Source organism: Paraburkholderia sp. SIMBA_030 (genome assembly GCF_046535245.1).
Taxonomy (GTDB): domain Bacteria; phylum Pseudomonadota; class Gammaproteobacteria; order Burkholderiales; family Burkholderiaceae; genus Paraburkholderia.
This window is the reverse complement of record NZ_JAWRXB010000026.1, coordinates 93,320-115,589: the sequence shown is the minus strand read 5'-3', so window position 1 is coordinate 115,589 and position 22,270 is coordinate 93,320. Positions and strand designations below refer to the sequence as shown.

The following is a 22,270-nucleotide window of genomic DNA, read 5'->3' as shown; positions in this document are numbered from 1 at the left end:
TTAATCCCGAATGAAGATTCTCGCCTGGCGGCCTAGACTTGTCATACAGTCATATATATGACTGTATGACGTGCAAGAACGGAGACAGGCATGTTCGGTTGGTATAAGCAAGGCACGCCCCTCGAACGCAACACCTTTTGGGGTTGCTTCGCAGGTTGGGGACTCGATGCGCTCGACGTGCAGATGTTCACGCTGGCCATTCCCGCCATCATTGCGGCTTATGGCATCGACCATACCCAGGCCGGTGCGATCAGCAGCGTGACGCTCGTGTCTTCGGCGCTCGGAGGTTGGCTCGCTGGGGCGCTCTCAGATCGCTTTGGGCGGGTCCGAACGCTGCAAATGACGATTCTCTGGTTCGCCGGCTTTACGTTTCTGTGTGCGTTCGCTCAAAACTTCCCCCAACTCCTTATCCTCAAGGCGCTGCAAGGGTTCGGATTCGGCGGCGAATGGGCGGCGGGCGCGGTGCTGATGGCAGAAACCATCCGGACCGAACACCGCGGCAAGGCCATGGGCGCCGTGCAAAGCGCCTGGGCGGTTGGTTGGGGCGCAGCCGTTCTGCTCTATGCCGTGGTCTTCTCCTGGTTACCGGCGGACACGGCGTGGCGAGTGATGTTCGCGGTGGGCCTGTTGCCGGCCGGCCTGGTTCTCTTCGTACGGCGCAACCTCAAGGAACCCGTGCGCGTCGCTCCGGCAAGCGCGGAACCCAAGGTCTCCGCGTTGGGGCAAATCACCCAGGTCTTTCAGCCGCGAGTCATCCGGACCACCCTCATCGGCGCGGTGTTGGGCACCGGCGCTCACGGCGGCTACTACGCCATCATGACGTGGCTGCCGACCTTCCTTGCAAAAGAGCGGCACCTCTCGGTTTTGAACACCGGCGGCTATCTGGCGGTGGTCATCGTTGCCTTCTGGTGCGGCTGCATGGCAAGCGCGCATCTGCTCGACCGCATTGGCCGTCGACGCAACATTGCGTTGTTCGCGTTCTGCTGCATCGTCACCGTGCTCGCCTACGTGATGCTTGCGCTGACCAACACGCAGATGCTCGTTCTCGGCTTCCCGCTCGGGTTTTTCGCCGCCGGCATCCCGGCCAGCCTGGGGCCGCTCTTCAATGAGCTCTACCCTGCCGACATGCGCGGCACCGGCGTCGGATTCTGCTACAACTTCGGGCGCATCGCCTCGGCGGCATTTCCAGTTCTCGTCGGCTATATGAGTCATTCGATGTCGCTCGGCGCAGCCATCGGCATTGACGCGGCAATTGCATATGGACTTGCGATGGTCGCCGTTCTGCTCCTTCCCGAGACGCGCGGCAAGCGGTTACGTGAGGCTGCGCCGGAACACACACCCGATGCTGCCGACCACGCGCGGTTGACCCTGAACCCTCCGCGGGGCTGACGATGAACGCGCCAGCATCCACCGTACGGTCGCGACCCTGTCGCGTGGACACGCATGCGCACGTCTTCGAGCGAGGCTTGCCACTGACAGCCGGACGGCGCTACGCGCCGGGCTACGATGCAACCCTCGCGGCCTATCTGCAACTTCTGAACGCGCACGACATCGGCCTAGCCGTTCTGGTGCAACCTAGCTTTCTCGGGACCGACAACCGCTATCTGCTACAGGCACTGTCCCGTGACACCCGCCGCTTGAGGGGCGTTGCGGTTGTCGCGCCCGATATCTCCGAAGAAACGTTAGTTGACCTGCATGAGCGAGGCATTACCGGCGTACGGCTCAACTTGATGGAGCAGGCGTTACCGGACCTGCACGCGAAATCGTGGACAACCCTGCTGGACCGAGTGTCGCGACTCGGTTGGCATGTCGAATTGCACAGGCAAGCGCATGACCTGGCACCGTTGATCGACTGCCTTCTCGAGGCGGGATTGCCGGTCGTAGTCGACCATTTCGGGCGGCCCGATCCAGACAAGGGAACAGGCGACCCCGGGTTCAAAGCGCTTCTTGGCTTTGGCAGGACAGCGCGGGTTTGGGTCAAAGTCTCGGGAGCGTACCGCTGCACGGCGCCCGATTCAAGCTTCGTCCGTGACGCGACGAGCCGACTCCTGGAACACTTCGGTCCCGAGCGCCTGATGTGGGGAAGCGACTGGCCCCACACACAGAATGAACATGTGATGGACTACGGCCAGTCGTTATCGACGCTGTTGGACCTTGGACTGGATCCCGCTGTCGTCGACTCGATCTTGTGCACAACCCCGCATGCCTTCTACAGATTCGAGCAGGCGCCTGCGAACCACAACGCATCGACTGCGCAAACGCTTCAACGCACGTCTTGATGTCACCAAACCAGGCTCGCCGCGCAGACAAGGGCTTGTTATAATTCTTTCACCAAATCGAACAAACCATAACGCCCCACCCACACACTGCGCGACAGGACCTCCATGCTGAAACCCGATCGCCTCCGCGCCCTCGCCGATGCGCTGGCCAGGCAAAACGTGATGCGCCTGCGCGACGCCGCCAGCCTGCTGGGCGTATCGGAGATGACTGTCCGGCGCGACATCGCAGGCAGTCCAGAACGATTCACCTATCTCGGCGGCTACATCGTCAGCGCGACTGACGTGCCGAACAACGCCGGCTATTCACTCGAAGAGGAAAAAGACCACTTCGCGCAGGCCAAGGCAGAAGCGTCCGCGATCGCGGCGACGCTGATCGGCGACAACGAAACGCTGTTCATCGACTGCGGCACGACGCTCACCACGCTGGCCCGGCTCATTCCGGTCGAGCGCCATGTCACCGTGGTGTGCTATTCGCTGAATGTCGCGGAGATTCTGCGGCGCAAGCCGAATGTGCGGATGATTCTGCTCGGCGGCGTCTATGTGCCGTCGTCAGATTCGTTTGCGGGCGAAGAAAGTCTGGAGATGCTGCGCCGCATGGGGATCAACAAGGCGTTCATTTCCGCGGGCGGCGTGGACACCGCACGCGGCGTCACCTGCTGGAATTTTCACGAAGTCGCGCTGAAACAGGCCGCCATGGCGAGTGCCGTCGAACGGCATCTGGTGGTGGACCAGAGCAAGTTCGGCGTGGTGAAAGCGGTGCGTTTCTCGCAAGTCGACGACTTCGATTCGATCATCACCGAGAAGGGCCAGGAGTTCCGCAAGCGCAGGTAATCGCCCACGGCACGACGCCACAGCAGCGCGCGTTGCGCTACCGGGCGTGCCGATCGCGGCGTTCAGCCTTTGCGTTGCAACGCGAAGAGCGTCCCGGCGATCAGAATGAAGGCGCCGATGATCACCTTCTGCCAGGTGCTCGGCACGCCGACCAGAATCAGCACGCTGTTGATCAGCGTCACGAGCACGACGCCGAGCAAGGTACCCGCTACCGTACCCGTACCGCCCGTAATGCGCGCGCCGCCCAGGATCACCGCCGCGATCACATCGAGTTCCGAGCCGACCAGATCGAACGGATTCGCGAGACGGTTGTTCGACACATGCAGAATGCCGGCGATACCGGCGAGCATGCCCGTATAGCCGAATACGAACAGATGGATCGCGCGCAGGTTGTAGCCGAGCCGCTCGGCAATCGCCAGACTGCCGCCCATCGCATAGACGCCCCGCCCCATCATCGTCCGGTTCAGCAGCCACCACGTGACGACGGTGGCCGCCACCAGCGCCAGCACCGAAACCGGCAGCACCGCGCGCAGTCCGTCAGCCGTGTGATAGAAAAACAGCGGAATGCGGCCGAAACGATCCATGCTGTGCGGAATGTTCATGAAGAACGTCGTGCCGATGAACGTCAGCAAAAGCCCGCGATACAGATACTGCGTGCCGATCGTGACGATCAGCGAAGGCGCTTTCAACCGGTGCACGAGCAGGCCGTTGACGACGCCGAGCACGACGCCGCCGAGCGCGCCCGCGATCAGGATCAGCGCGAAGGGCGCGTCGGGCCACCACGCGAACACCGCCTTGGTGATGCCGTACATCGTCAGCGCGGCGATCGCGGTGAACGATACATCGATGCCGCCCGAGGCGAGCACGACCAGCGTGCCCAGCGCGAACAGCGACATCGTGGTGGCCGAGTGCAACAGGTCGAAGAGCGTCGCGAGCTGGAAGAAGCGCGGATTGATCGCACCGACAATCAGGCACGTCACTGCGATCAGCGCGACGGTGAACCACTCGGGCTTGCGCGCGAGCTTCGCCCGCAAGCCCGGCGGCTTGACCTCGGGCGTTACTTCGACGACGGTCGGGGTGCTCATGGTCTGGTTCATGCGCGGATTCATGCGCGAGTTCATGGGTGTTGGCGTCCTCTATGCCGCTTCCGAAAGCAGCGCGTGATACAGATCAGCTTCATTCAGCTCGTCGGCGCGGTATTCACTCGCGACGCGCCCCTTCTTCATCATCAGGATGCGGTCGCAGTTCTGCAGCAGTTCGGGCAAGTCGTCGCTGATCAGGATGATGCCGATGCCGCGCTGTGACAGCCGCTGCATGATGCGGTAAATGATGTCCTTCGATCCGACGTCGACGCCGACCGTCGGTCCATGCAGGATCAGCACGCGCGGCTCGATCGCGAGCCAGCGGCCGATCAGCACGCGCTGCTGATTGCCGCCCGAGAGCGACTGCACCGGCTTGTCGACGCCGGGCGTCGCGATCTGCAAATCCTGCACCGTCTGCTCCGCGAGCGCCTGCGCGCGTGCGCGATCGATCTGGCCGAAGCGGTCGCGCAAACTGGAAATCATCGCGGTGATCACGTTGTCGCGGATCGGCTTGTCGAGGAACAGGCCTTCGTTCAAGCGGTCTTCCGGCACGTAGCCGATGCGATGTCGTTTCGCGTCCGACGGTGTGCGCAATGAAACGGCATGACCGTCGAGCACGACCTGCCCCGACTGCGCCGGCGCGACGCCTGCCAGCGCACGGGCCAGTTCGTTGCGCCCCGAATCCAGCAGACCGGTAACACCCAGAATTTCGCCGCCGTGCAGTGCGAACGACACGTCATTGAACTGGCCGGTGCGCGTGAAACCCCGCACATCGAGCACGACGTCGTTCCCAAGACTACCTTCACGATAGCGCTCGTTCGACAGATGACGTCCGGTCATCAACTCGCTGATCTGCGCTTTCGTGAACTGCGCGATCGGTCCCTGCGCCATTTTTTGTCCGTCGCGCAGCACGATCACTTCGCCGCCGATCGCGTAGCACTCGTCGAGCTTGTGACTCACGAACAGCACCGTCACGCCCTGCGCGCGCAGATTGGCAAGTACCGCAATCAGGTTATCGACTTCCTTTTGCGTGAGCGACGTCGTGGGCTCGTCCATGATGACGAACTTCGCCTCGCTCGCGATCGCGCGGGCAATCGCGACGAGCTGACGCGTCGCGAGCGGCAATTGTTCGATCAGCGTCGACTGAAAATCCGGGTCGCCGGGCAGACCGACTGCTTCGAGTGCACGCGCCGCCGTGCGCGCCAGCGCGCGCCGGTCGAACGTGCGGGCGAGCCTGCCTTCGTGCAGGGCCAGCTCGGAAGTAAGCGCGACATTTTCGGCCACGCTCATGTTAGGCAGCAGCGAGAGGTCCTGATAGACCGTTTCGATGCCCGCCGCGAGGGCTTCAAGCGCGGAGAGCCGCGCATGCCTTTCGCCTTCGATGATGAGCTCGCCTTCGTCAGGCGGCTGTGCGCCGGAAATGATCTTGATGAGCGTGCTCTTGCCACAACCGTTCTCGCCGAGCAGGTGATAAATCTGACCGCGCTCGAACGACAGGCTCACGCCGCGCAATGCATGCACGCCGGTGAACCGCTTGTGCACGCCGACAACCTGCAGAAAGGGCTGCGACGGTTGAGACTGCGGTGACGATACGTGTTGTTTCATGATGGCGAACCGCTAGGTAAGGCGTGCCCACCTGGGCACGCCGGAACACATAAAACATGAAACGTGGATCAGAACGGATACTGCTTGTAGTTCGACTTGTCGACGTTCACCCAGCCCTGGCCGCGCACGATGATGCCCTTGCCCGGCCCCTTCGCGACCGTGACCTTCGTGTAGCCAGGAATGCCGAGATCGGCCCCGTTCTCGACCGTTTTGCCGTCGATCAGCATCTGCGCGACCTTGTTCATCGCGATGCCCGCAAGCTTCGGATCCCAGAACGCGATGCCGTTGACGGCGCCGCTTTCGAGGAACTTGCCCGCTTCGGTCGGCAAGCCCGTGCCGTAGACGCAAATCTTGCCCTGCATGCCGGCTTCCTCGACCGCGCGGCCAATGCCGATCACGTCGAGCGAGGACGAGCCCTGGAAGCCCTTCAGATCCGGATGCTTGCGCAGCACTTCCTTCGCGACTTCGTACGCGCGCTCGCCATCGTTGTTGGTTTCGAGCTTCGGCTCGACCAGATCCATCTTCGGATATTTGGCCTTCGCATTGCCGATGCCGCCGTCGGCCCACTGCACCTGCGAGCGGCTGCCGAGCGAACCGACCAGCACGGCCCACTTGCCGTCGTCGTGCATGCATGAGGCGAGACGCTCGTTCAGGCCGGCGCCGTATGCGGTGTTGTCGAACGCTTCGATGTCGACCATCGTGTTCTTCGCGTTATCGGCCTCATGGGTGACCACCTTGATGCCGCGATCCATCGCTTTCTTCAGCGCCGGTTCGAGCGTGGGTGGGTCGTAGGGCACGACGGCAATCGCCGTGACCTTCTTCGCGATCAGGTCTTCGATGATCTTCAGCTGCTGCGCGGCATCCGCGCGGCCCGGACCGGTCTGATAGGCGTTCACGCCGGGGTTGTCCTTCGCGAACGCCTTGACGCCGTCGTCCATCCGGTTGAACCAGTTGATGCCCGTCACCTTGACGACCGTGACGATCGTCTCGTTGGTTGCAGCCTGCGCAGCGGCGATCACGCCCACCGTAAAGACGCCTGCCGCGAGCGCGGCGCCCAGTCGAGTCAATTTCATGCGATGTCTCCTTTATCGTTCGATGTCGCCCCTCTTCACGGTCGCGGACAGCCAGGGCTCGTTGTCCGCCGCGTACTGAAACTCTTGTTGCGCCTCCTGCCTGCGCGCGCCCGAAAGCTAACGCTTGCGCGCCGTGCCCGCGCCACTGGTACTGACGCCGGTACCACCACCGCCGCCGAAGCCGAAAATCGCCCGCACCCGCTCGCCGCCCGCAAATGCCAGCGACAGCAACAACAGAAAACCCCACGCGCAATCGCCAAAGAACTGCGACACGCCCAGCAGATTGAACAGGCTCGAAAGAAACTGCAGCACCGTCGCGGCAAAGAACACGCAGATGATGCGGCCGTGGCCGCCCGCGGGATTCACGCCGCCCATCACCGCGATCAGAATCGCGATCAGCAGATATGAATTGCCGTAATCCCATTTCGCGCTGGACGTGTGCGTCGCGCTGATGAGCCCCGCCAGCGAGGCAAGCACGCCGCACATTGCATAGGTCGTGATCAGCATCCGCGCGCGCGGAATGCCGGCATGGAACGCGGCTTTGGGATTGGTGCCCATCAGATAGAGGCGCAGGCCGAACGGGCTGCGTTTGAGCAGCCACCCCAGCACGACGACTGCCGCGATAAAGATGCAAAACGCGATCGGCACCTGAAACACCGTCCCGTTACCGATACTCGACAACGGGTCGACATAGTCGACGTGCACCGACGCGCCGTTGCTCAGCACCACGGCAAAGCCCGTGAACAGCAGCTGTGTGCCGAGCGTACAGAGAATCGGCGTGAGCCTGAGGCGCGCGATGACCACGCCGTTCAGGAGCCCACCCAGCAGCCCCACCGCCACCACGATCGCGCAGAACAGCGCCGTATAGAGCACCGGCGAGTCGTCGCCGTTGACGAAGTGCGGCACGGCCATCGCGGCGACCATGCCCGACAGATTGGCAAGCCCGACGCCGGACAGGTCGATCCCGCCGTTGCCGGATACCATCGACAGCATGATGCCGAGCGCGAGCAAACCGAGTTCGGGCAACTGGCCGCCCATCGATTGCAGGTTGTCGATGTCGACGAACTGCCCGTGCGATAGCCACGTCGCGACCAGCACGACGAGCACATTGACGATCAGCAGGAAATTCAGTTGCCGGTCGGCAAACAGCTTTCCAGCGGCGAACGAGGACTTCATGGTGATGACGATCTCCTTCAACCTGCACAAATAGTCAGCATGCCTGGGACGTCCGGCTCGACTGGCTCCCGGACTGGTTCATTACCCGCTTCACTTCATCGAGCGTCGGCATGGAGGGCGCCGTGCCCGGACGCGTCACGGAAATGCCCGCGAGCGCGCAACCGAAGCGCATCGCGGTAATCGCATCGTCGCCGCGTGCGAGCGCCGCCGCGAAGCCGCCCGTAAAGCCGTCGCCGGCACCGGCGGTTTCCACCACGCGACCGCATTGGTAAGCCGGCACGTGTACCGATTGGGTCGCCGAATGCAGCAACGCGCCGCCTTCGCCGAGCGTGACGATCACCGCGCCGACACCCTTGGCGAGCAGCACATCGGCGGCACGGCGCGCATCGTCCGCATTCGCGATCGGCACGCCGGTCAGCGCAGTGGCTTCGGTTTCGTTCGGGGTGATGTAGTCGCACAACGGGAAGATGCCGTCGTCGAGCGGCAACGCGGGCGCCGGATTGAACACGGTGATGACGCCGTGTTTGCGCGCAACTTGCAGACCGCGGCGCGCGGCAGGCAGCGGCTGTTCGAGCTGCGTGACAAACACGCGCGCGGCGGCGATGTCGGCTTCGATCGCGTCGACGTCGGCGGCGTTCATCGTGCCGGCCGCGCCGGATGCGACGATGATCGCGTTCATGCCGGTGGTGTCGTCGACGAAGATATGCGCCGCGCCGGTGGAAACACCTTCGACGACCGACGCGCGCGCCGTGATGCCTTCGGCAGCCCACGTCGTGCGGGCAATCGCGCCGAACGCGTCGTTGCCGATGCGGGTGCAGAAGACCACTTCAGCGCCGGCACGCGCCGCCGCGACCGCCTGATTCGAACCCTTGCCGCCCGGCCCCATCGCGAATGCCGAGCCGGCGATCGTCTCGCCGATCAGCGGCATGCGCTCGGCGCGAAACGTCAGGTCGGTGACGTAGATGCCGAGAATGACGATGCGCCCGCTTCGTTGCTGGGGTGCGTTCATGTGCGTTCCGCTCGCGGGGTAACAGTAGCGATCAGTCCATCGGCATTCAACGGCACGGTATTCAACAGCAGATCCAGATTCTTCAGCACGTTGTCTCCTCCATTTTCTGGTTGGCGTGCATGTCGTTCAGACGTTCACTCCAACTGTCGATCAGTCTCCGTACGGTATCCAGATGTTCTTTACCTGCACGGCCTGGCGCAAAAACGGCAGGCCTTCGCTCGAACGGTCGAACCAGTCGAACCGGCGGCCGTGATCGACAAACGTACGCTTCAGATTACCGATCGATTCGCCTTCGACCAGCGTCGAATCCGCCGCATTGCCGAAGCACCAGACGGCATCGACATCGCCGTGTCCGGCGAGCGCCGGCAGCAGCGCTGCGCGTTCACCCGTCACGATGTTGAGCACGCCGCCGGGCACGTCCGAGGTCTCGGCCACCTGATAAAAATCGGTGACCGTCAGCGGACACGCCTCACCCGGCAACACGACGACGCGATTGCCCATCGCCAGCGCGGGCGCCGCCAGCGAAACGAAACCGAGCAACGGCGCCTCGTCCGGACAGGCAATGCCGATCACGCCAAGCGGTTCGTGCATCGCCAGTGCGACGCCGCGCAGCGGCGGCGTATGCACGGCGCCATCGAACTTGTCGGCCCACGCGGCGTAGGTGAACAGGCGCGCTACCGCTGCCTCGACTTCCGCACGCGCCGCCGCTTCCGTCGCCCCGTTTCTCACGACGAGCTGCCGCGCGAATTCGTCCGCGCGCACGGCAAGATTCTCGGCGAGGTAGAACAGCACCTGAGCGCGGTGATGCGTGCTCGCCTGCGACCACTTCTGCGCCGCCCGTGCCGCTTCGACCGCGTTGCGAATGTCCTTCCGGTTACCCTCGCCCACTTCGCCGACCGGCGTGCCATCCGGTGCGTGAACCTGCAACGAATACCCACTATCTGGACGCACCTGCTTGCCGCCAATGAACAGCTTCGCGGTACGGTCGATCAACGTGATAGCCGCCGGCCGATCACGCTCGCCTGCGCCTGCGCCCGCCGCGCGAACCACCGGCCGACGCTCCGCAAGGTTGAGCCACGCACGCGGTTTCAGATATTCGTGGATGCCCTCACGTCCGCCTTCGCGCCCATAGCCCGATTCGCGATAGCCGCCGAAGCCGACCGCCGCGTCGAACAGGTTCGTCGCATTGATCCACACGACCCCGCACGCAAGACGCGGCGCGATGTCGAGCGCGCGGCCGATCGTTTCGCTCCACACGCTGGCGGCGAGCCCATAGCGCGAGTTGTTGGCGAGTGCGATGGCTTCATCGGGCGTACGGAAGCTCATCGTCACCAGCACGGGGCCGAAGATTTCTTCCTGCGCGAGCGTGGCAGCCGGCGCCACGCCGGTGATAAGCGTGGGCGGATAAAAGCAGCCGCCGGCCGGCGTCGTTGCATTGGCTGGCTGCCAGATCGAGCAGCCTTCGCGCCGCCCGCTTTCCACCAGTGACGCGATGCGTTCGAGCTGCACCGGATCGACGATCGCGCCGATATCGATGCTCTTGTCGAGCGAGGTGCCGACGCGCAGCGTTTCCATGCGGCGCTTCAGCTTCGCGATGAAGCGTGCTTCGATCCCCTCCTGCACGAGCAGCCGCGAACCGGCGCAACAGACCTGCCCCTGGTTGAACCAGATCGCGTCGACTACGCCTTCCACAGCGCCGTCGAGGTCCGCGTCGTCGAACACGATGAACGGCGACTTGCCGCCGAGTTCGAGCGTCAGCGATTTGCCCGAGCCGGCCGTAACCGAGCGGATCGATCGCCCGACTTCGGTCGAACCCGTAAAGGCGATCTTGTCGACCTGCGGATGCGCGACGAGCGCCGCGCCGGTGCGGCCGTCGCCCGTCACGACGTTCAGCACACCTGCCGGCAAGCCTGCCCGATGCGCGAGCTCGGCGAACAGCAAGGCCGTGAGCGGCGTGTATTCGGCGGGCTTCAGGACGACGCAGTTGCCCGTGGCAATCGCCGGTGCGATCTTCCACGCGAGCATCAGCAGCGGAAAATTCCACGGCACGATCTGACCGACCACGCCGAGCGGCGCGTAACCGGCGAATTCGCTGTCCTGCAACTGCGCCCAGCCAGCATGATGCAGAAAGTGCCGCGCGACGAGCGGCACATCGATATCGCGCGTTTCGCGGATCGGCTTGCCGTTGTCGAGCGCTTCGAGCACGGCGAACAGCCGGCTATGACGCTGGACCATGCGCGCGAGCGCGTACAGGTGCCGCGCGCGCCCGGCGCCGCCCAGCGCGAGCCAGCCCGGTTGCGCGGCGCGCGCAGCGGCCACGGCCGCGTCGATATCGGCCGCCTCGCCCTGCGCGATATCGGCGAGCCGCTCGCCCGTCGCGGGCGCGTGCGAGACGAAGCGCTCACCGGCGGCCGGCGCATGCCACGCACCGCCGATGAAATGCCCGAAGCTCGTCTCGTGCTGCGCGAGCCATGCGCGCGCGGCGTGGTCGTCCTCGGGTGCGGGACCGTACTCCATCGATGAAAAATACTCGGCTACGCTCATGGGATCGGTCTTGTGTTCAGGCTACGGGGTGACGGTTGAAAGCGGAATAACGGCCGCTCACATGATGTTCGAGCTGGCGTTCGATATCGGCCAGCAGACTCGACGCGCCGATCCGGAACAACGCCGGTTCGAGCCATGGGCGGCCGAGTTCTTCCTTCATCAGGATCTGGTACGACAGCACGGACTTCGCGTTCGACACGCCACCCGCGGGCTTGAAACCGATGGGCACACCCGTGCGCGCCTGGTATTCGCGGATCATGCGCACCATCACGAGCGACACGTCGAGCGTCGCGTTGACGCCTTCCTTGCCGGTCGATGTCTTGATGAAGTCGGCGCCGGCCATCATGCAGACCATCGATGCGCGCGCAACGTTGGACAGCGTGCGAATGTCGCCGGTCGCCAGAATCGTCTTCAGATGCGCCGGGCCGCACGCCGCGCGGAACTCGCGCACTTCGTCGTAAAGCGCCTGCCAGTTGCCGGTGAGCACGTATTCGCGCGTCACCACGACGTCGATTTCCATCGCGCCGTCCGCGACGGAAGCCTCGATCTCTTTCAGCTTCAGCGGATGCGGAATCAGTCCGGCCGGAAAACCGGTGGATACCGCGGCGACCGGAATGCCGCTGCCATGGAGCGCATCGACCGCCGCCGCGACAAAGCGGTGGTACACGCAGACCGCGCCCGTCGCGATGCCCTGCGGCGCGATGCCGAGCGCGTCGAGCAGATCGGCGCGCACCGGCTGGCGCGCTTTCGCGCAGAGGCGCCGCACGCGGCCTTCGGTGTCGTCGCCGTTGAGCGTCGTGAGGTCGATGCAGGTGACGGCCTTCAGCAGCCACGCGGCCTGCGCATCCTTCTTGACGGTACGGCGCGTGGCAAGCGTGGACGTGCGCCGTTCGACCGCGGACTGGTTGACGCGCAGACCGTCCAGCCATGACGCGTCGAACGGCGTGCCCGGGTTGCGAACCGGATGGATGTGCGGCCCGCCGCGCAGCGCAACGACCGAAGAAGACAAGGAAGAACTTTCAGGCATGAGACATCCGGAATTTTGATGCGACGCACAACCAGCGGCCGACGATTGATCCGCACTTATGCTACAACGATTGATAGAATCATAACAAGCTTTGCGAACCAATCGTTACATTTAGCCTAGCTGAACCTGCCTTAACGCCTTAAATATTATTGACGCACCATATCCATGGTTCGAAGATCACAACCATTGTCGCGATCGATCGCGACACACAAAGAAAAGAATTTCGTCGCATCGACGAAGGAGACATGCCAGATGAGTGAGCCGGTTGCGGTCACGGCCGCTTCATCGCCACAGGTGCCATTGATCCGTGTCGCGGGCGTGGATCGGCGTGCAGTCTTTGCCGGTAGTCCAGGCGACCGTGCTCGAGGCTTACAAGACCGTCTTCAAGAAAGACCCGCCGGCCCAGCTTGCGGACGCATGCAAGAAAGCAAAGCCGGCTTGTGGCTGATGCTTGGGCAGGGGGAGCGCGGCGCCGACGCACGGCGGCCGACGCCCATTCCCAGGGGGCAGAGGCCAAGGAGGGCTGCTCCTGAGACCAACAAGAAACCGCGCTCGGTACGCTCGCCACGCAAGGTCAGGAGCGACGCTTGAAGCCGTCGAATCAGGCCGCGTGGCCGTGGCTTCCCTTTTCGCTGTCGAGATGCGCCATCTGCGCCGCCGCGTAACGCTCACCCGCCGCGGCCCCTTTAGGCACCGCCTGCGCGATCGCAGTCAGATCCTCCGTGGTGAGCGTCACGTCGACCGCGCCGAGCGCCTCGGCAAGACGATCGCGCCGGCGTGCGCCAACCAGCGGCACGATATCGCTGCCTTGCGCGGCAACCCACGCAATGGCAATCTGCGCGACCGTGACGCCTTTGGCATCGGCCACCTTGCGAAGGGCATCCACGAGCGCGAGATTGTGATCGACGTTGTCCCCCTGAAAGCGCGGACTCATCGCGCGAAAATCGCCTTTTCCCGCGGAATCTTTGGTCCAGTGTCCGCTGATCAGGCCGCGCGACAGCACACCGTAGGCCGTCACGCCGATACCGAGTTCGCGCAAGGTCGGCAGGATCTCTGCTTCGACGCCGCGCGAAATCAGCGAATATTCGATCTGCAGGTCGCTCACCGGGTGCACCGCCGCCGCACGACGGATAGTCGCCGCGCCGACTTCGGACAAGCCCATGTGCCGCACATAGCCGGCCTTGATCATGTCGGCGATCGCGCCGATCGTGTCTTCGATCGGCACGTTCGGATCCAGCCGCGCGGGCCGGTAGATGTCGATGTGATCGACGCCCAGGCGCTGCAGCGAATAAGCGAGAAAGTTTTTGACCGCCGCGGGCCGCGCGTCGTAGAGCGACCAGCCACCCGCGGGATCGCGCATCGCCCCAAATTTCACGCTGACGATCGCCGCGTCGCGCCGTGAGGCCGGAGCGCTTTTCAGCGCCTCGCCGATCAGCATCTCGTTGTGGCCGGACCCATAGAAATCGCCGGTATCGAGCAGCGTGATGCCTGCTTCGAGCGCGGCGTGGATCGTCGCGATGCTTTCAGCGCGATCGGACGGACCGTACATACCCGACATGCCCATACAGCCAAGACCGATGGCGGAGCTTTGCGCGCCAGTCTTACCCAGTTGAAGTTGCTTCATGATGTTCCTCGGTAGTTGCGCCACAAGGAGGGCGCTTGACCAGAAGTATCGGCGAATTGGCGCGTGCGATAATCCACCTCAATCCGGATAACCTGCGCGGAAAAACGAACGATGCAGGAACCTGACCTTTCCGACCTGAAAGCATTCGTCGCCGTCACGCAGGCACGCGGCAACGCACATTTCGTCACGTAGCGAGGCCCGGTATCTGGACGCCGAAAATCTGCAACACCAGGACGACGTTGAGGGACAGGACAGCGACAGCCCCCGCGATAGCCAGCGCCGCAGTCACGGCGTGACTGCGGTACACGCCCATCACCTGGCGCCGGCAGGTGAACCACACGAGCGCCACCATCGGAAACGGCAGTGCGATACTCAGCACGACCTGGCTGACGACCAGTGCCTGGGTGGCGTTCACGCCGAAGCCGACGACAAGAAAACTCGGGATCATCGTGACCACCCGGCGCAGCCACAGCGGAATCTGAAAGCCGACGAAACCCTGCATGACCATCTGCCCCGCCATCGTCCCGACGACCGAGCTGGATATGCCGGAGGCAATCAGCGACAGCAGGAATACGCCTGCTGCCCCGATTCCGAGCAGCGGCGCGAGCGTGTGATAGGCGGACTCGATTTCCGCGACCTCCGGGTGTCCGGCATGAAATGCGCCGGAGGCCATGATGACCATCGCCATGTTGATCAGTCCGGCTATCGTCAGCGCGATCATCACCTCGATATTGGAGAAGCGCACCAGCTTCACACGCTCGCCTTCGGTTCGTGCGGACGCTCGGCGCTGAGTCAGCCCGGAATGCAAGAAAAGCGCGTGCGGCATCACCGTTGCGCCGATGATGCCGACCGCAATGGTGAGCGCCTGCGCATCGGGTACCTGGGGTGTGAAGAGGTGCCTGGCAACGTCCGGCCAATGAACCGGCGTCAGGAACAGTTCTGCCAGATAACATAACCCGACGATACCCACGAGCGCCCCGATCGCCAGCTCGAGCGGCCTGAAGCCCGCCTTCTCGAACAGCAGCAAACCGTAAGTGATCAGCGCCGTCAGGACCATGCCCGCGAAAAGCGGCATATGGAAAAGCAGCGCAAGGCCGATCGCGCCGCCGAGGAATTCAGCCAGATCAGTCGCCATCGCGGCAACCTCGCTCACGCCCCACATCAGCCAGACGAGCGGCTTCGGGAAATGTGTGCGGCACAACTCCGCAAGATTTTGCCCCGTGACAATGCCAAGTTTCGCCGAGAGCGCCTGAAACAGCATCGCGATCACGTTGGCCAGCAGCACCACCCACAACAGGGAATAACCGTAGCGCGCGCCCGCCTGAATGTTCGTCGCAAAGTTGCCCGGGTCCATATAGGCGACCGATACGACCACCGCCGGACCAGCGAACGGAAGGAGCATGGCCAGCCCGCCGCGACGCCCATCGAGCGCCTCGCGGATCGCAACGGTCGTCTTTTCGGTCAACCTGCCGTGGCGGACCGGCTCCTTGACGCGATCATCCATGTTTTACCTCATCCAGGAAGCGGTGCTGGAAATACCGGGCACTGCTGCCTACTCTACGCCGATAGTCACAAATCGGGCACAGGCTACCGATAACGTAATGGTGCTCGATTCCGGCGAAGCGCGTTCGCCATGTCACGCTCAAGCCGATTAACTATTACGCGTCCAGATTTATTCGTATTGGATTACCGCTGGTCATTCTGCTGTGCCTCGTCCAACCTTTAACGACGGGACAGAATTATCTGGAATCCGTGCTTTGGTCGCTCTACTGTGAGATGGTGTATTACGCCATTTACCCAGTCTTGCGCCCGCGGTTTCGCTATATCGGCGAAATGATCGCCGGCAGCGCGCTTGCGGCCGGTGTGATGGTGGCAGTGGTTCGTCTGTTTGGGCACCCCGTTTGCCACAGCTGCGTCTATGAAACGTATCGAATTCCAGGTACGGCTTTGCTGTATGCGGCCGGATGGATTTTCGGCTGCCTGATCGCCGAAACCCAGCGCAACGCGGAGCAGTTCCACATACGTGGCGCGTATTCGCCGCTCACCATGATGATCAAGCGCGGCCTCGACCGGACCACTCATTACCTGGCAGACCGTCTGGTTGCGCTCAGAGTCGCGGTTGTCGCGGCCGGGGCGGCAGTGATGATTTTGCTATCCGAATCGAATCTCAAACCGGCAACCGTGCCGCTGATCACGCCCGATATCACGCTGCCGCTATTTCAGTTCCTTGCGGCAGTCTGGATCGCGGCGGAGACAGCCACGCCGTCCAAAGCAGGCGTATGGTCCAGACTGGCCGCTTTCGGCGCGTGGTCCTATAGCCTCTATCTTTGCCACAAGATGGCGCTTGCACTGCTGGAGATGACCAGCTTCGACGACACCTCCCGCTTCGCATGGTTCGTACAGGTGGCGTTGGCGTTCGCGATCAGCTATGCGTTCTACCGGATCATCGAAAGGCCCTCGCATCTGATTTCCCAGCGGCTACGGAAATACACGCCGGACGCGCCGACGGCGCCGGCGGCCTGACTTTCAGTACGGCACCGCCGGTATCGAAGATCGCCGTGTCGTGGAAATTCGAGCCGCTGCCCGGAATGTCCTGAACGTTCGAGTAGGTCCCCGTGCGGCCCGGCGATATCGTGCTGGCCGACGATAACGGTGTACTGCTTACCGACGCGCCGACTGTCGCCGCCGTGATCGATATGGCGCTCGCGTCCGACCTGGCGAAACCCGCGACACTGGTGCGTCTCGACGCGAAAGAGCCGGTTCGCGATGTCCTGCCATGCTTCATACCGCACGGTATCCATGCGTCTAATGATCAGCATTAGAACAATAAAGTTGACGAGCCTTCCACGCGAGCGAACACTACACATACGACAACCCATGCGAATCCGGAGTCTTTTGAAATGCAAACGATGCACACGCCAGATCCCATGATCGAAAAAGCCACGCCGCTCGACGCCCAATTCGACGCGGAAAGCCGTGTACGACAGGAGCTCGCCGCGCTCTACCGTCTGGTCGCGCACTTCCGCATGACGGACATGATCGACACGCACATCACGGCGCGCCTGCCAGGCCGGCCGGGAGAGCCACCGACCTTTTTGATCAATCGCTACGGCATACTTTTTCACGAGATGCGCGCGTCGGACCTGGTGAAGATCGATCATGACGGCCACGTCGTCGACGAGCGTGCGCACAGCGAGCCGGAACTGTTCCGGGTGAATGCCGCGGGTTTCACGATTCACTCGGCAATTCACGCAGCGCGTGACGATCTGCATTTTGTGATCCACACGCACACGGCTGCCGGCACCGCCGTGTCGGCACAGGAGCATGGGCTGCTGCCGATCAGCCAGCATGCGTTGAAGTTCTACGGCAAGCTTGGCTACCACGACTACGAAGGCATCGCCCTCGAACTCGGCGAACGCGAACGTCTGGTTCGGGATCTTGGTTCCTGCAAGGCGATGATCCTGCGCAATCACGGACTGCTCGCAGCGGGCGCCACGGCTGCCGAAGCATTTCACGAGATCTATTTTCTCGAGCGGGCCTGCCAGGCGCAGATCCAGGCGCTGGCCGGCGGTACCGCACTGCGCATTCCGCCGCGCGAGGTCTGCGAATTGACCGCCGCCCAGTTCAATCGTGAAGCCTCGGCGGAAATCGCGGACATGGCGTGGCGCGCTGCACTTCGGCTCATAGACGACCCGCAATCCGATTACCGCAGCTAGCCGTCCTGATAGTAAGGATTAGAAATCCGAATTCTGTCGGCGTATAGGCACGGACCTGCTGGCTGCATCCGCCACCCGATCCGCATGATACGAAGACCGCACCAGCGGCCCGGCCACCACCTCGCGAAAGCCCATCTTCAATCCTTCGTCGCGCCATGAAGCAAACTGCTCCGGCGCCACATACCGGCGCACCGGCATATGAAAACGCGACGGTGCGAGGTACTGCCCGATAGTCAGGATATCGACACGATGCGCACGCAAATCGCGCATCGTGTCGACCAGCTCGTCGTCGGCTTCTCCAAGGCCGACCATCAAGCCTGACTTCGTGAGCACGGCCTCATTCGCCTCTTTGACACGCGCCAGCAATTCAAGCGAGCCGCGATAATCAGCACCCGCCCGCGCCGCCCGGCACAGCGACGGCACCGTTTCGAGGTTGTGATTGAAGACATCCGGCCACGCTTGCGACAGTGCAAGCAAGGCCCGCTCGACGCGGCCACGAAAATCCGGTGTCAGCACTTCGACGCGGATCCCCGGCACACGCTCGCGCAACAACGCGACGCAGCGGGCAAAATGCGCGGCGCCGCCGTCACGCAAATCGTCGCGATCCACCGACGTGACGACGACGTAGCGCAAGGCAAGCGCCGCCACCGCGTCGGCGAGCCGCTGCGGCTCCTCGTCATCCAGCGGCGCCGGACGGCCATGCGCGACGTCGCAAAACGCACAGCGTCGCGTACAGATGCCGCCCATGATCATGAAGGTGGCTGTGCGTTGCGCAAAACACTCGCCGATGTTCGGACACATCGCCTCCTCGCAGACCGAATGCAAACGGTGTTCGCGCAGGATCGCCGCGACGCCGGCAACCGTCTCGCTCATCATCGGCCTGGCGTGCAGCCACGAAGGCTTCGGCAAGATCTCGGCGCCGGAAACCGGCACGATCTTCACCGGAATCCGCGCGAGCTTGTCGGCGCTGCGCTTGCCATGCTGACCGAGCGCTGTGACGCTGTCGCCATGCAGTGCGGCGTCCATTTCAAGGCCCCAGAAAGTCGTCGAGCAGGCGATTGACCTCCGAGGCCGCTTCCATCTGCACCATATGCCCCTTGCCTTCGAGCACATGGACGCGAATGTCGCCTGCCAACCCTTGCGCATGCGAGGCCGGAATGATCCGATCCTCCGCGCCCCAGATCAGTAGTGTGCGCGGAGCAAGCTGAGCGAGCCGGTCGCGATAGCCCACGCGCTGCACGTTGCCGTCAAACGCTGAAGATGCGATCTTGCGCAACGCATCGTTCACGCCTTCGAGCCGCTTGTACCTGACGATATCCTCGACCAGCTGACGCGTCACCAGCGCCGGGTCGGCAAAGAGTTTCGCCAGATGCGGCTTGAGCGCGTTGCGGCTACTGCCCTCGGCAAAGCCGGCGATGTAGTCGCCGTTGATCTCATCGCCGAGACCCGCGCCCGAAATCAACGCAAGCGAAGCGACCCGCCCCGGTGCCTTCGCGGCGACCGTCATCGCTACCAGCGCGCCCATCGAATGTCCGATCAGATGCGCATTGCCGATGCCGCGATCGTCGAGAAACGCGATCACGCTGTCCGCAAGTTCTTCTGCGCTGCCGGTTTCGACCGCTTTGCCGGACTCGCCGTGGCCCGGCAAATCCAGCGCCCACACGGTGCGATGCGCGGCGAGGTCGGCGTGATTGAATAGCCAGTTATTCAGATCGCCGCCGAAACCGTGAATCAGCACCGCAGGCGTGCCGCCTTCGCCGAGTTTCAGATAGCGCACGGTGCGTCCGCCAATCTGCGCTTTCTCCGGAAGCGGGCCGCTTTCGCCCGCTTCCGCGCTTGCCGGCACGAAATCGCGCTGGAACGCTTCGACCGCCGCATCGATCTCCGCGTCCGGCGTTTCCGTGTCGGCCACCACCGCCAGCAATGCGCCGATCGGCAGCGTGTCGCCCGCCTGCGCGATCTGCCGGCGCAAGGTGCCGTCGAACGCACATTCGACGCCGGACGAGATCTTGTCCGTCTCCACATCGAGCACTTCGTCGCCCTTCGCCACCTTGTCGCCGATTGTTTTGAGCCAGCCGTTGACCTGCCCCTGCTCCATCGACAAGCCCCACTTGGGCATCGTAATCATATGAATCGGCATCGCTTAACCCCTCACTTTCAGAACGGCTTCGGCGATTTGCTGCGCCGACGGAATGTACATGTCTTCGAGCACGCCGGAAAACGGCGTCGGCGTATGCGGCGCGGTCACGAGCTCGATCGGCGCCTTCAGCGAGTGAAACGCGCGCTGCGCGATCAGTGCGGAGATATCGGTCGCCATCGAGCAACGCGGATTCGCTTCGTCGACCACCACCACGCGGCCGGTCCGCGCCGCGCTTTCGAGAATCGTTTCCTCGTCGAGCGGCGAAGTGGTGCGCAGGTCGATCACGTCGACCTGAACGCCGTTTTTCGCGAGTTTTTCCGCGGCCTCGGTGGCGTAGTGCACCATGCGGCCATAGGTGACGATAGTGGCGTCGTCGCCGTCGCGCACCACGTTCGCCTCGCCGAACGGAATCGCATACGACTCTTCCGGCACGTCGCCTTCGCGGCCGTACAGCAGTTTGTGCTCGCAGAAAATCACCGGGTCGTTGTCGCGGATCGCCTGAATCAGCAGGCCTTTCGCGTCGTACGGCGTCGACGGGCACACCACTTTCAGGCCGGGTATATGCGTGAACAACGAAGTCAGCATCTGCGAGTGCTGCGCCGCCGCGCGCAAGCCGGCACCCTGCATCGCGCGAATCACGACCGGCGTGACCGCTTTGCCGCCGAACATGTAGCGAAACTTGGCGGCCTGATTGAAGATCTGGTCGAAGCACACGCCCATGAAGTCGATGAACATCAGTTCCGCGACCGGCCGCATCCCACATGCGGCCGCGCCCACTGCCGCGCCGATATAGCCGCCTTCCGAGAGCGGCGTGTCGAGCACGCGGCCCGGATATTTGTGGAAGAGTCCTTTCGTTACGCCGAGTACGCCGCCCCATGCGTCCTGCTCGCCGGGCGAACCCGCTCCGCCCGCGTTGTCCTCGCCCATCACGATGACGGTTTCATCGCGGGCCATTTCCTGACTCAGTGCTTCGTTGATTGCCTGAGAAAATGTGATCTTGCGTGCCATGTCTGTCTCCTTTGTCGACCGGAGTTAGCGCTTCAGCTGTCGACCAGAGTTGGCGCTTCAGCGCTTACTCTGGTCCCATGCAAAGCACTTACTCCGGTCCCATGAAAGATGGTTTCCAAATCGTTTAGGTTTGCTACGCGCGCGTTATGGATAAGACACGTAGACGTCGCTCAACAGGTCTTCAGCGGTCGGCAGGGGCGCGGCTTTGGCCTCGGTCACGGCGCTGTCGATCAAAATCTTGACCTCGGCATCGATGCCGCGCAATTGATCGGATGTGAGGATTTCGGCGCGCACCACGCGCTCTTCGAAACGCTTCAGGCAGTCTTTCTCGTCGCGCAGCTTCTGCACTTCGCCCGGTGCGCGATAGGTTTGCGCATCGCCTTCGAAGTGACCGAAATAACGCGAGAATTTCACTTCGACGAGTGTCGGGCCGCCGCCGTGACGCGCCCGTTCGATCGCTTCGCCTAGCGCCTCGTGCACCGCGAAGAAGTCGAAGCCGTCGACGATCACGCCCGGCATGCCGAAGCCGCTCGCGCGATCCGCGATGTTGTCGGTCGCGACCGACCACGTCGACGAAGTCGCTTCCGCATAGCCGTTGTTCTCGGCCACGAAGATCGCCGGCAGGCGCCATACCGAAGCCAGATTCATCGATTCGAAAATCACGCCCTGATTCGACGCGCCATCGCCGAAAAAGCACACGCCGACGCCGCCGGAATTCTTGTACTTCGCCGCGAGCGCCGCGCCGCAAATCAGCGGCCCGCCCGCGCCGACGATACCGTTCGCGCCGAGCATCCCTTTCGACAGATCGGCGATATGCATCGAGCCGCCTTTGCCGTGACACACGCCGGTCCTGCGGCCGTAGATCTCGGCCATCATGCCGCGTACGTCGACGCCCTTGGCGATGCAGTGACCGTGACCGCGGTGCGTGGTCGCCACGTAATCCGCGTCGTTCAGATGCAGCATCGTCCCCACCGCCGACGCTTCCTCACCCGCGTACAGATGCACGAAGCCGGGGATTTCGCCGGTCGCGAATTCGACGTGCAGGCGTTCCTCGAACTCGCGGATCGTGCGCATCATTCGATACGCCTTCTGCAGTTCGTCCTTGCTCAAATCACTTGAAACCGACATGGTGTGTCTCCTTGGAATGAATGCACTG

20 protein-coding genes are annotated in these 22,270 nt (G+C 63.2%); 7 read left to right on the top strand and 13 right to left on the bottom strand.

Annotation, left to right across the window (positions count from 1 at the left end; genetic code table 11):
• Positions 1–90: 90 nt before the first annotated feature.
• The 3 genes from SB772_RS34235 (at position 91) to SB772_RS34225 (ending at position 3,110) form a co-directional block, all read left to right on the top strand.
• Entirely contained in the window at positions 91–1,389 is a 1,299-nt protein-coding gene (locus SB772_RS34235; RefSeq protein ID WP_410837553.1) for an MFS transporter, read from the top strand.
• A 44-nt stretch (positions 1,390–1,433) separates the two neighbouring features.
• A complete protein-coding gene (locus tag SB772_RS34230) occupies positions 1,434–2,279 on the top strand; it encodes an amidohydrolase family protein (protein WP_410837552.1) in 846 nt (281 codons plus the stop codon).
• Between the two features lie 105 nt (positions 2,280–2,384).
• Complete coding sequence (locus SB772_RS34225; RefSeq protein WP_410837551.1) at positions 2,385–3,110, top strand: DeoR/GlpR family DNA-binding transcription regulator; 726 nt, start codon at positions 2,385–2,387, stop codon at positions 3,108–3,110.
• 62 nt (positions 3,111–3,172) lie between these two features.
• On the opposite strand, the gene SB772_RS34220 is transcribed toward SB772_RS34225, so the two are convergent.
• From SB772_RS34220 to SB772_RS34180, 9 genes are all read right to left on the bottom strand, one after another.
• Positions 3,173–4,231, bottom strand: a complete 1,059-nt coding sequence (locus SB772_RS34220) for an ABC transporter permease (RefSeq protein WP_410837550.1) — start codon at positions 4,229–4,231, stop codon at positions 3,173–3,175.
• Positions 4,232–4,246: 15 nt separating this feature from the next.
• Positions 4,247–5,797 (bottom strand): sugar ABC transporter ATP-binding protein, encoded by a 1,551-nt coding sequence (locus SB772_RS34215; RefSeq protein WP_410837549.1) that lies wholly within the window; start codon positions 5,795–5,797, stop codon positions 4,247–4,249.
• A 68-nt stretch (positions 5,798–5,865) separates the two neighbouring features.
• Positions 5,866–6,870, bottom strand: a complete 1,005-nt coding sequence (locus SB772_RS34210) for an autoinducer 2 ABC transporter substrate-binding protein (RefSeq protein ID WP_410837548.1) — start codon at positions 6,868–6,870, stop codon at positions 5,866–5,868.
• Positions 6,871–6,987: 117 nt separating this feature from the next.
• Complete coding sequence (locus tag SB772_RS34205) at positions 6,988–8,046, bottom strand: ABC transporter permease (protein WP_410837547.1); 1,059 nt, start codon at positions 8,044–8,046, stop codon at positions 6,988–6,990.
• A gap of 34 nt (positions 8,047–8,080) precedes the next feature.
• On the bottom strand, positions 8,081–9,055 hold the full coding sequence (gene rbsK / locus SB772_RS34200; RefSeq protein ID WP_410837546.1) for a ribokinase: 975 nt from the start codon (positions 9,053–9,055) through the stop codon (positions 8,081–8,083).
• Between the two features lie 150 nt (positions 9,056–9,205).
• The gene (locus SB772_RS34195) at positions 9,206–11,599 is read right to left on the bottom strand and encodes an aldehyde dehydrogenase family protein (protein ID WP_410837545.1); all 2,394 of its coding nucleotides are present in this window, start codon (positions 11,597–11,599) and stop codon (positions 9,206–9,208) included.
• Between the two features lie 16 nt (positions 11,600–11,615).
• Positions 11,616–12,626, bottom strand: coding sequence for a deoxyribose-phosphate aldolase (gene deoC, locus SB772_RS34190; protein WP_410837544.1), 1,011 nt, complete (start codon positions 12,624–12,626; stop codon positions 11,616–11,618).
• Between the two features lie 601 nt (positions 12,627–13,227).
• Positions 13,228–14,250 (bottom strand): aldo/keto reductase, encoded by a 1,023-nt coding sequence (locus SB772_RS34185; protein ID WP_410837543.1) that lies wholly within the window; start codon positions 14,248–14,250, stop codon positions 13,228–13,230.
• 184 nt (positions 14,251–14,434) lie between these two features.
• A complete protein-coding gene (locus tag SB772_RS34180) occupies positions 14,435–15,754 on the bottom strand; it encodes an Nramp family divalent metal transporter (protein WP_410837542.1) in 1,320 nt (439 codons plus the stop codon).
• Here SB772_RS34180 and SB772_RS34175 point away from each other — a divergent pair.
• From SB772_RS34175 to SB772_RS34160, 4 genes are all read left to right on the top strand, one after another.
• Positions 15,753–15,905, top strand: a complete 153-nt coding sequence (locus SB772_RS34175) for a hypothetical protein (RefSeq protein WP_410837541.1) — start codon at positions 15,753–15,755, stop codon at positions 15,903–15,905. The two genes, SB772_RS34180 and SB772_RS34175, sit on opposite strands and share 2 nt — an antisense overlap.
• Entirely contained in the window at positions 15,862–16,773 is a 912-nt protein-coding gene (locus SB772_RS34170; protein WP_410837565.1) for an acyltransferase family protein, read from the top strand. The genes SB772_RS34175 and SB772_RS34170 overlap by 44 nt, the downstream gene beginning before the upstream one ends.
• A 92-nt stretch (positions 16,774–16,865) precedes the next feature.
• The gene (locus tag SB772_RS34165) at positions 16,866–17,072 is read left to right on the top strand and encodes a hypothetical protein (RefSeq protein WP_410837540.1); all 207 of its coding nucleotides are present in this window, start codon (positions 16,866–16,868) and stop codon (positions 17,070–17,072) included.
• Positions 17,073–17,159: 87 nt separating this feature from the next.
• Positions 17,160–17,966, top strand: coding sequence for a class II aldolase/adducin family protein (locus SB772_RS34160; protein WP_410837564.1), 807 nt, complete (start codon positions 17,160–17,162; stop codon positions 17,964–17,966).
• Positions 17,967–17,984: 18 nt separating this feature from the next.
• On the opposite strand, the gene lipA is transcribed toward SB772_RS34160, so the two are convergent.
• The 4 genes from lipA to SB772_RS34140 form a co-directional block, all read right to left on the bottom strand.
• A complete protein-coding gene (lipA, locus tag SB772_RS34155) occupies positions 17,985–18,992 on the bottom strand; it encodes a lipoyl synthase (RefSeq protein WP_410837539.1) in 1,008 nt (335 codons plus the stop codon).
• A gap of 1 nt (position 18,993) precedes the next feature.
• Positions 18,994–20,106 (bottom strand): acetoin dehydrogenase dihydrolipoyllysine-residue acetyltransferase subunit, encoded by a 1,113-nt coding sequence (locus SB772_RS34150; RefSeq protein ID WP_410837538.1) that lies wholly within the window; start codon positions 20,104–20,106, stop codon positions 18,994–18,996.
• 3 nt (positions 20,107–20,109) lie between these two features.
• Complete coding sequence (locus SB772_RS34145) at positions 20,110–21,114, bottom strand: alpha-ketoacid dehydrogenase subunit beta (RefSeq protein WP_410837537.1); 1,005 nt, start codon at positions 21,112–21,114, stop codon at positions 20,110–20,112.
• A gap of 144 nt (positions 21,115–21,258) precedes the next feature.
• Entirely contained in the window at positions 21,259–22,242 is a 984-nt protein-coding gene (locus SB772_RS34140; RefSeq protein ID WP_410837536.1) for a thiamine pyrophosphate-dependent dehydrogenase E1 component subunit alpha, read from the bottom strand.
• Positions 22,243–22,270 lie beyond the last annotated feature (28 nt).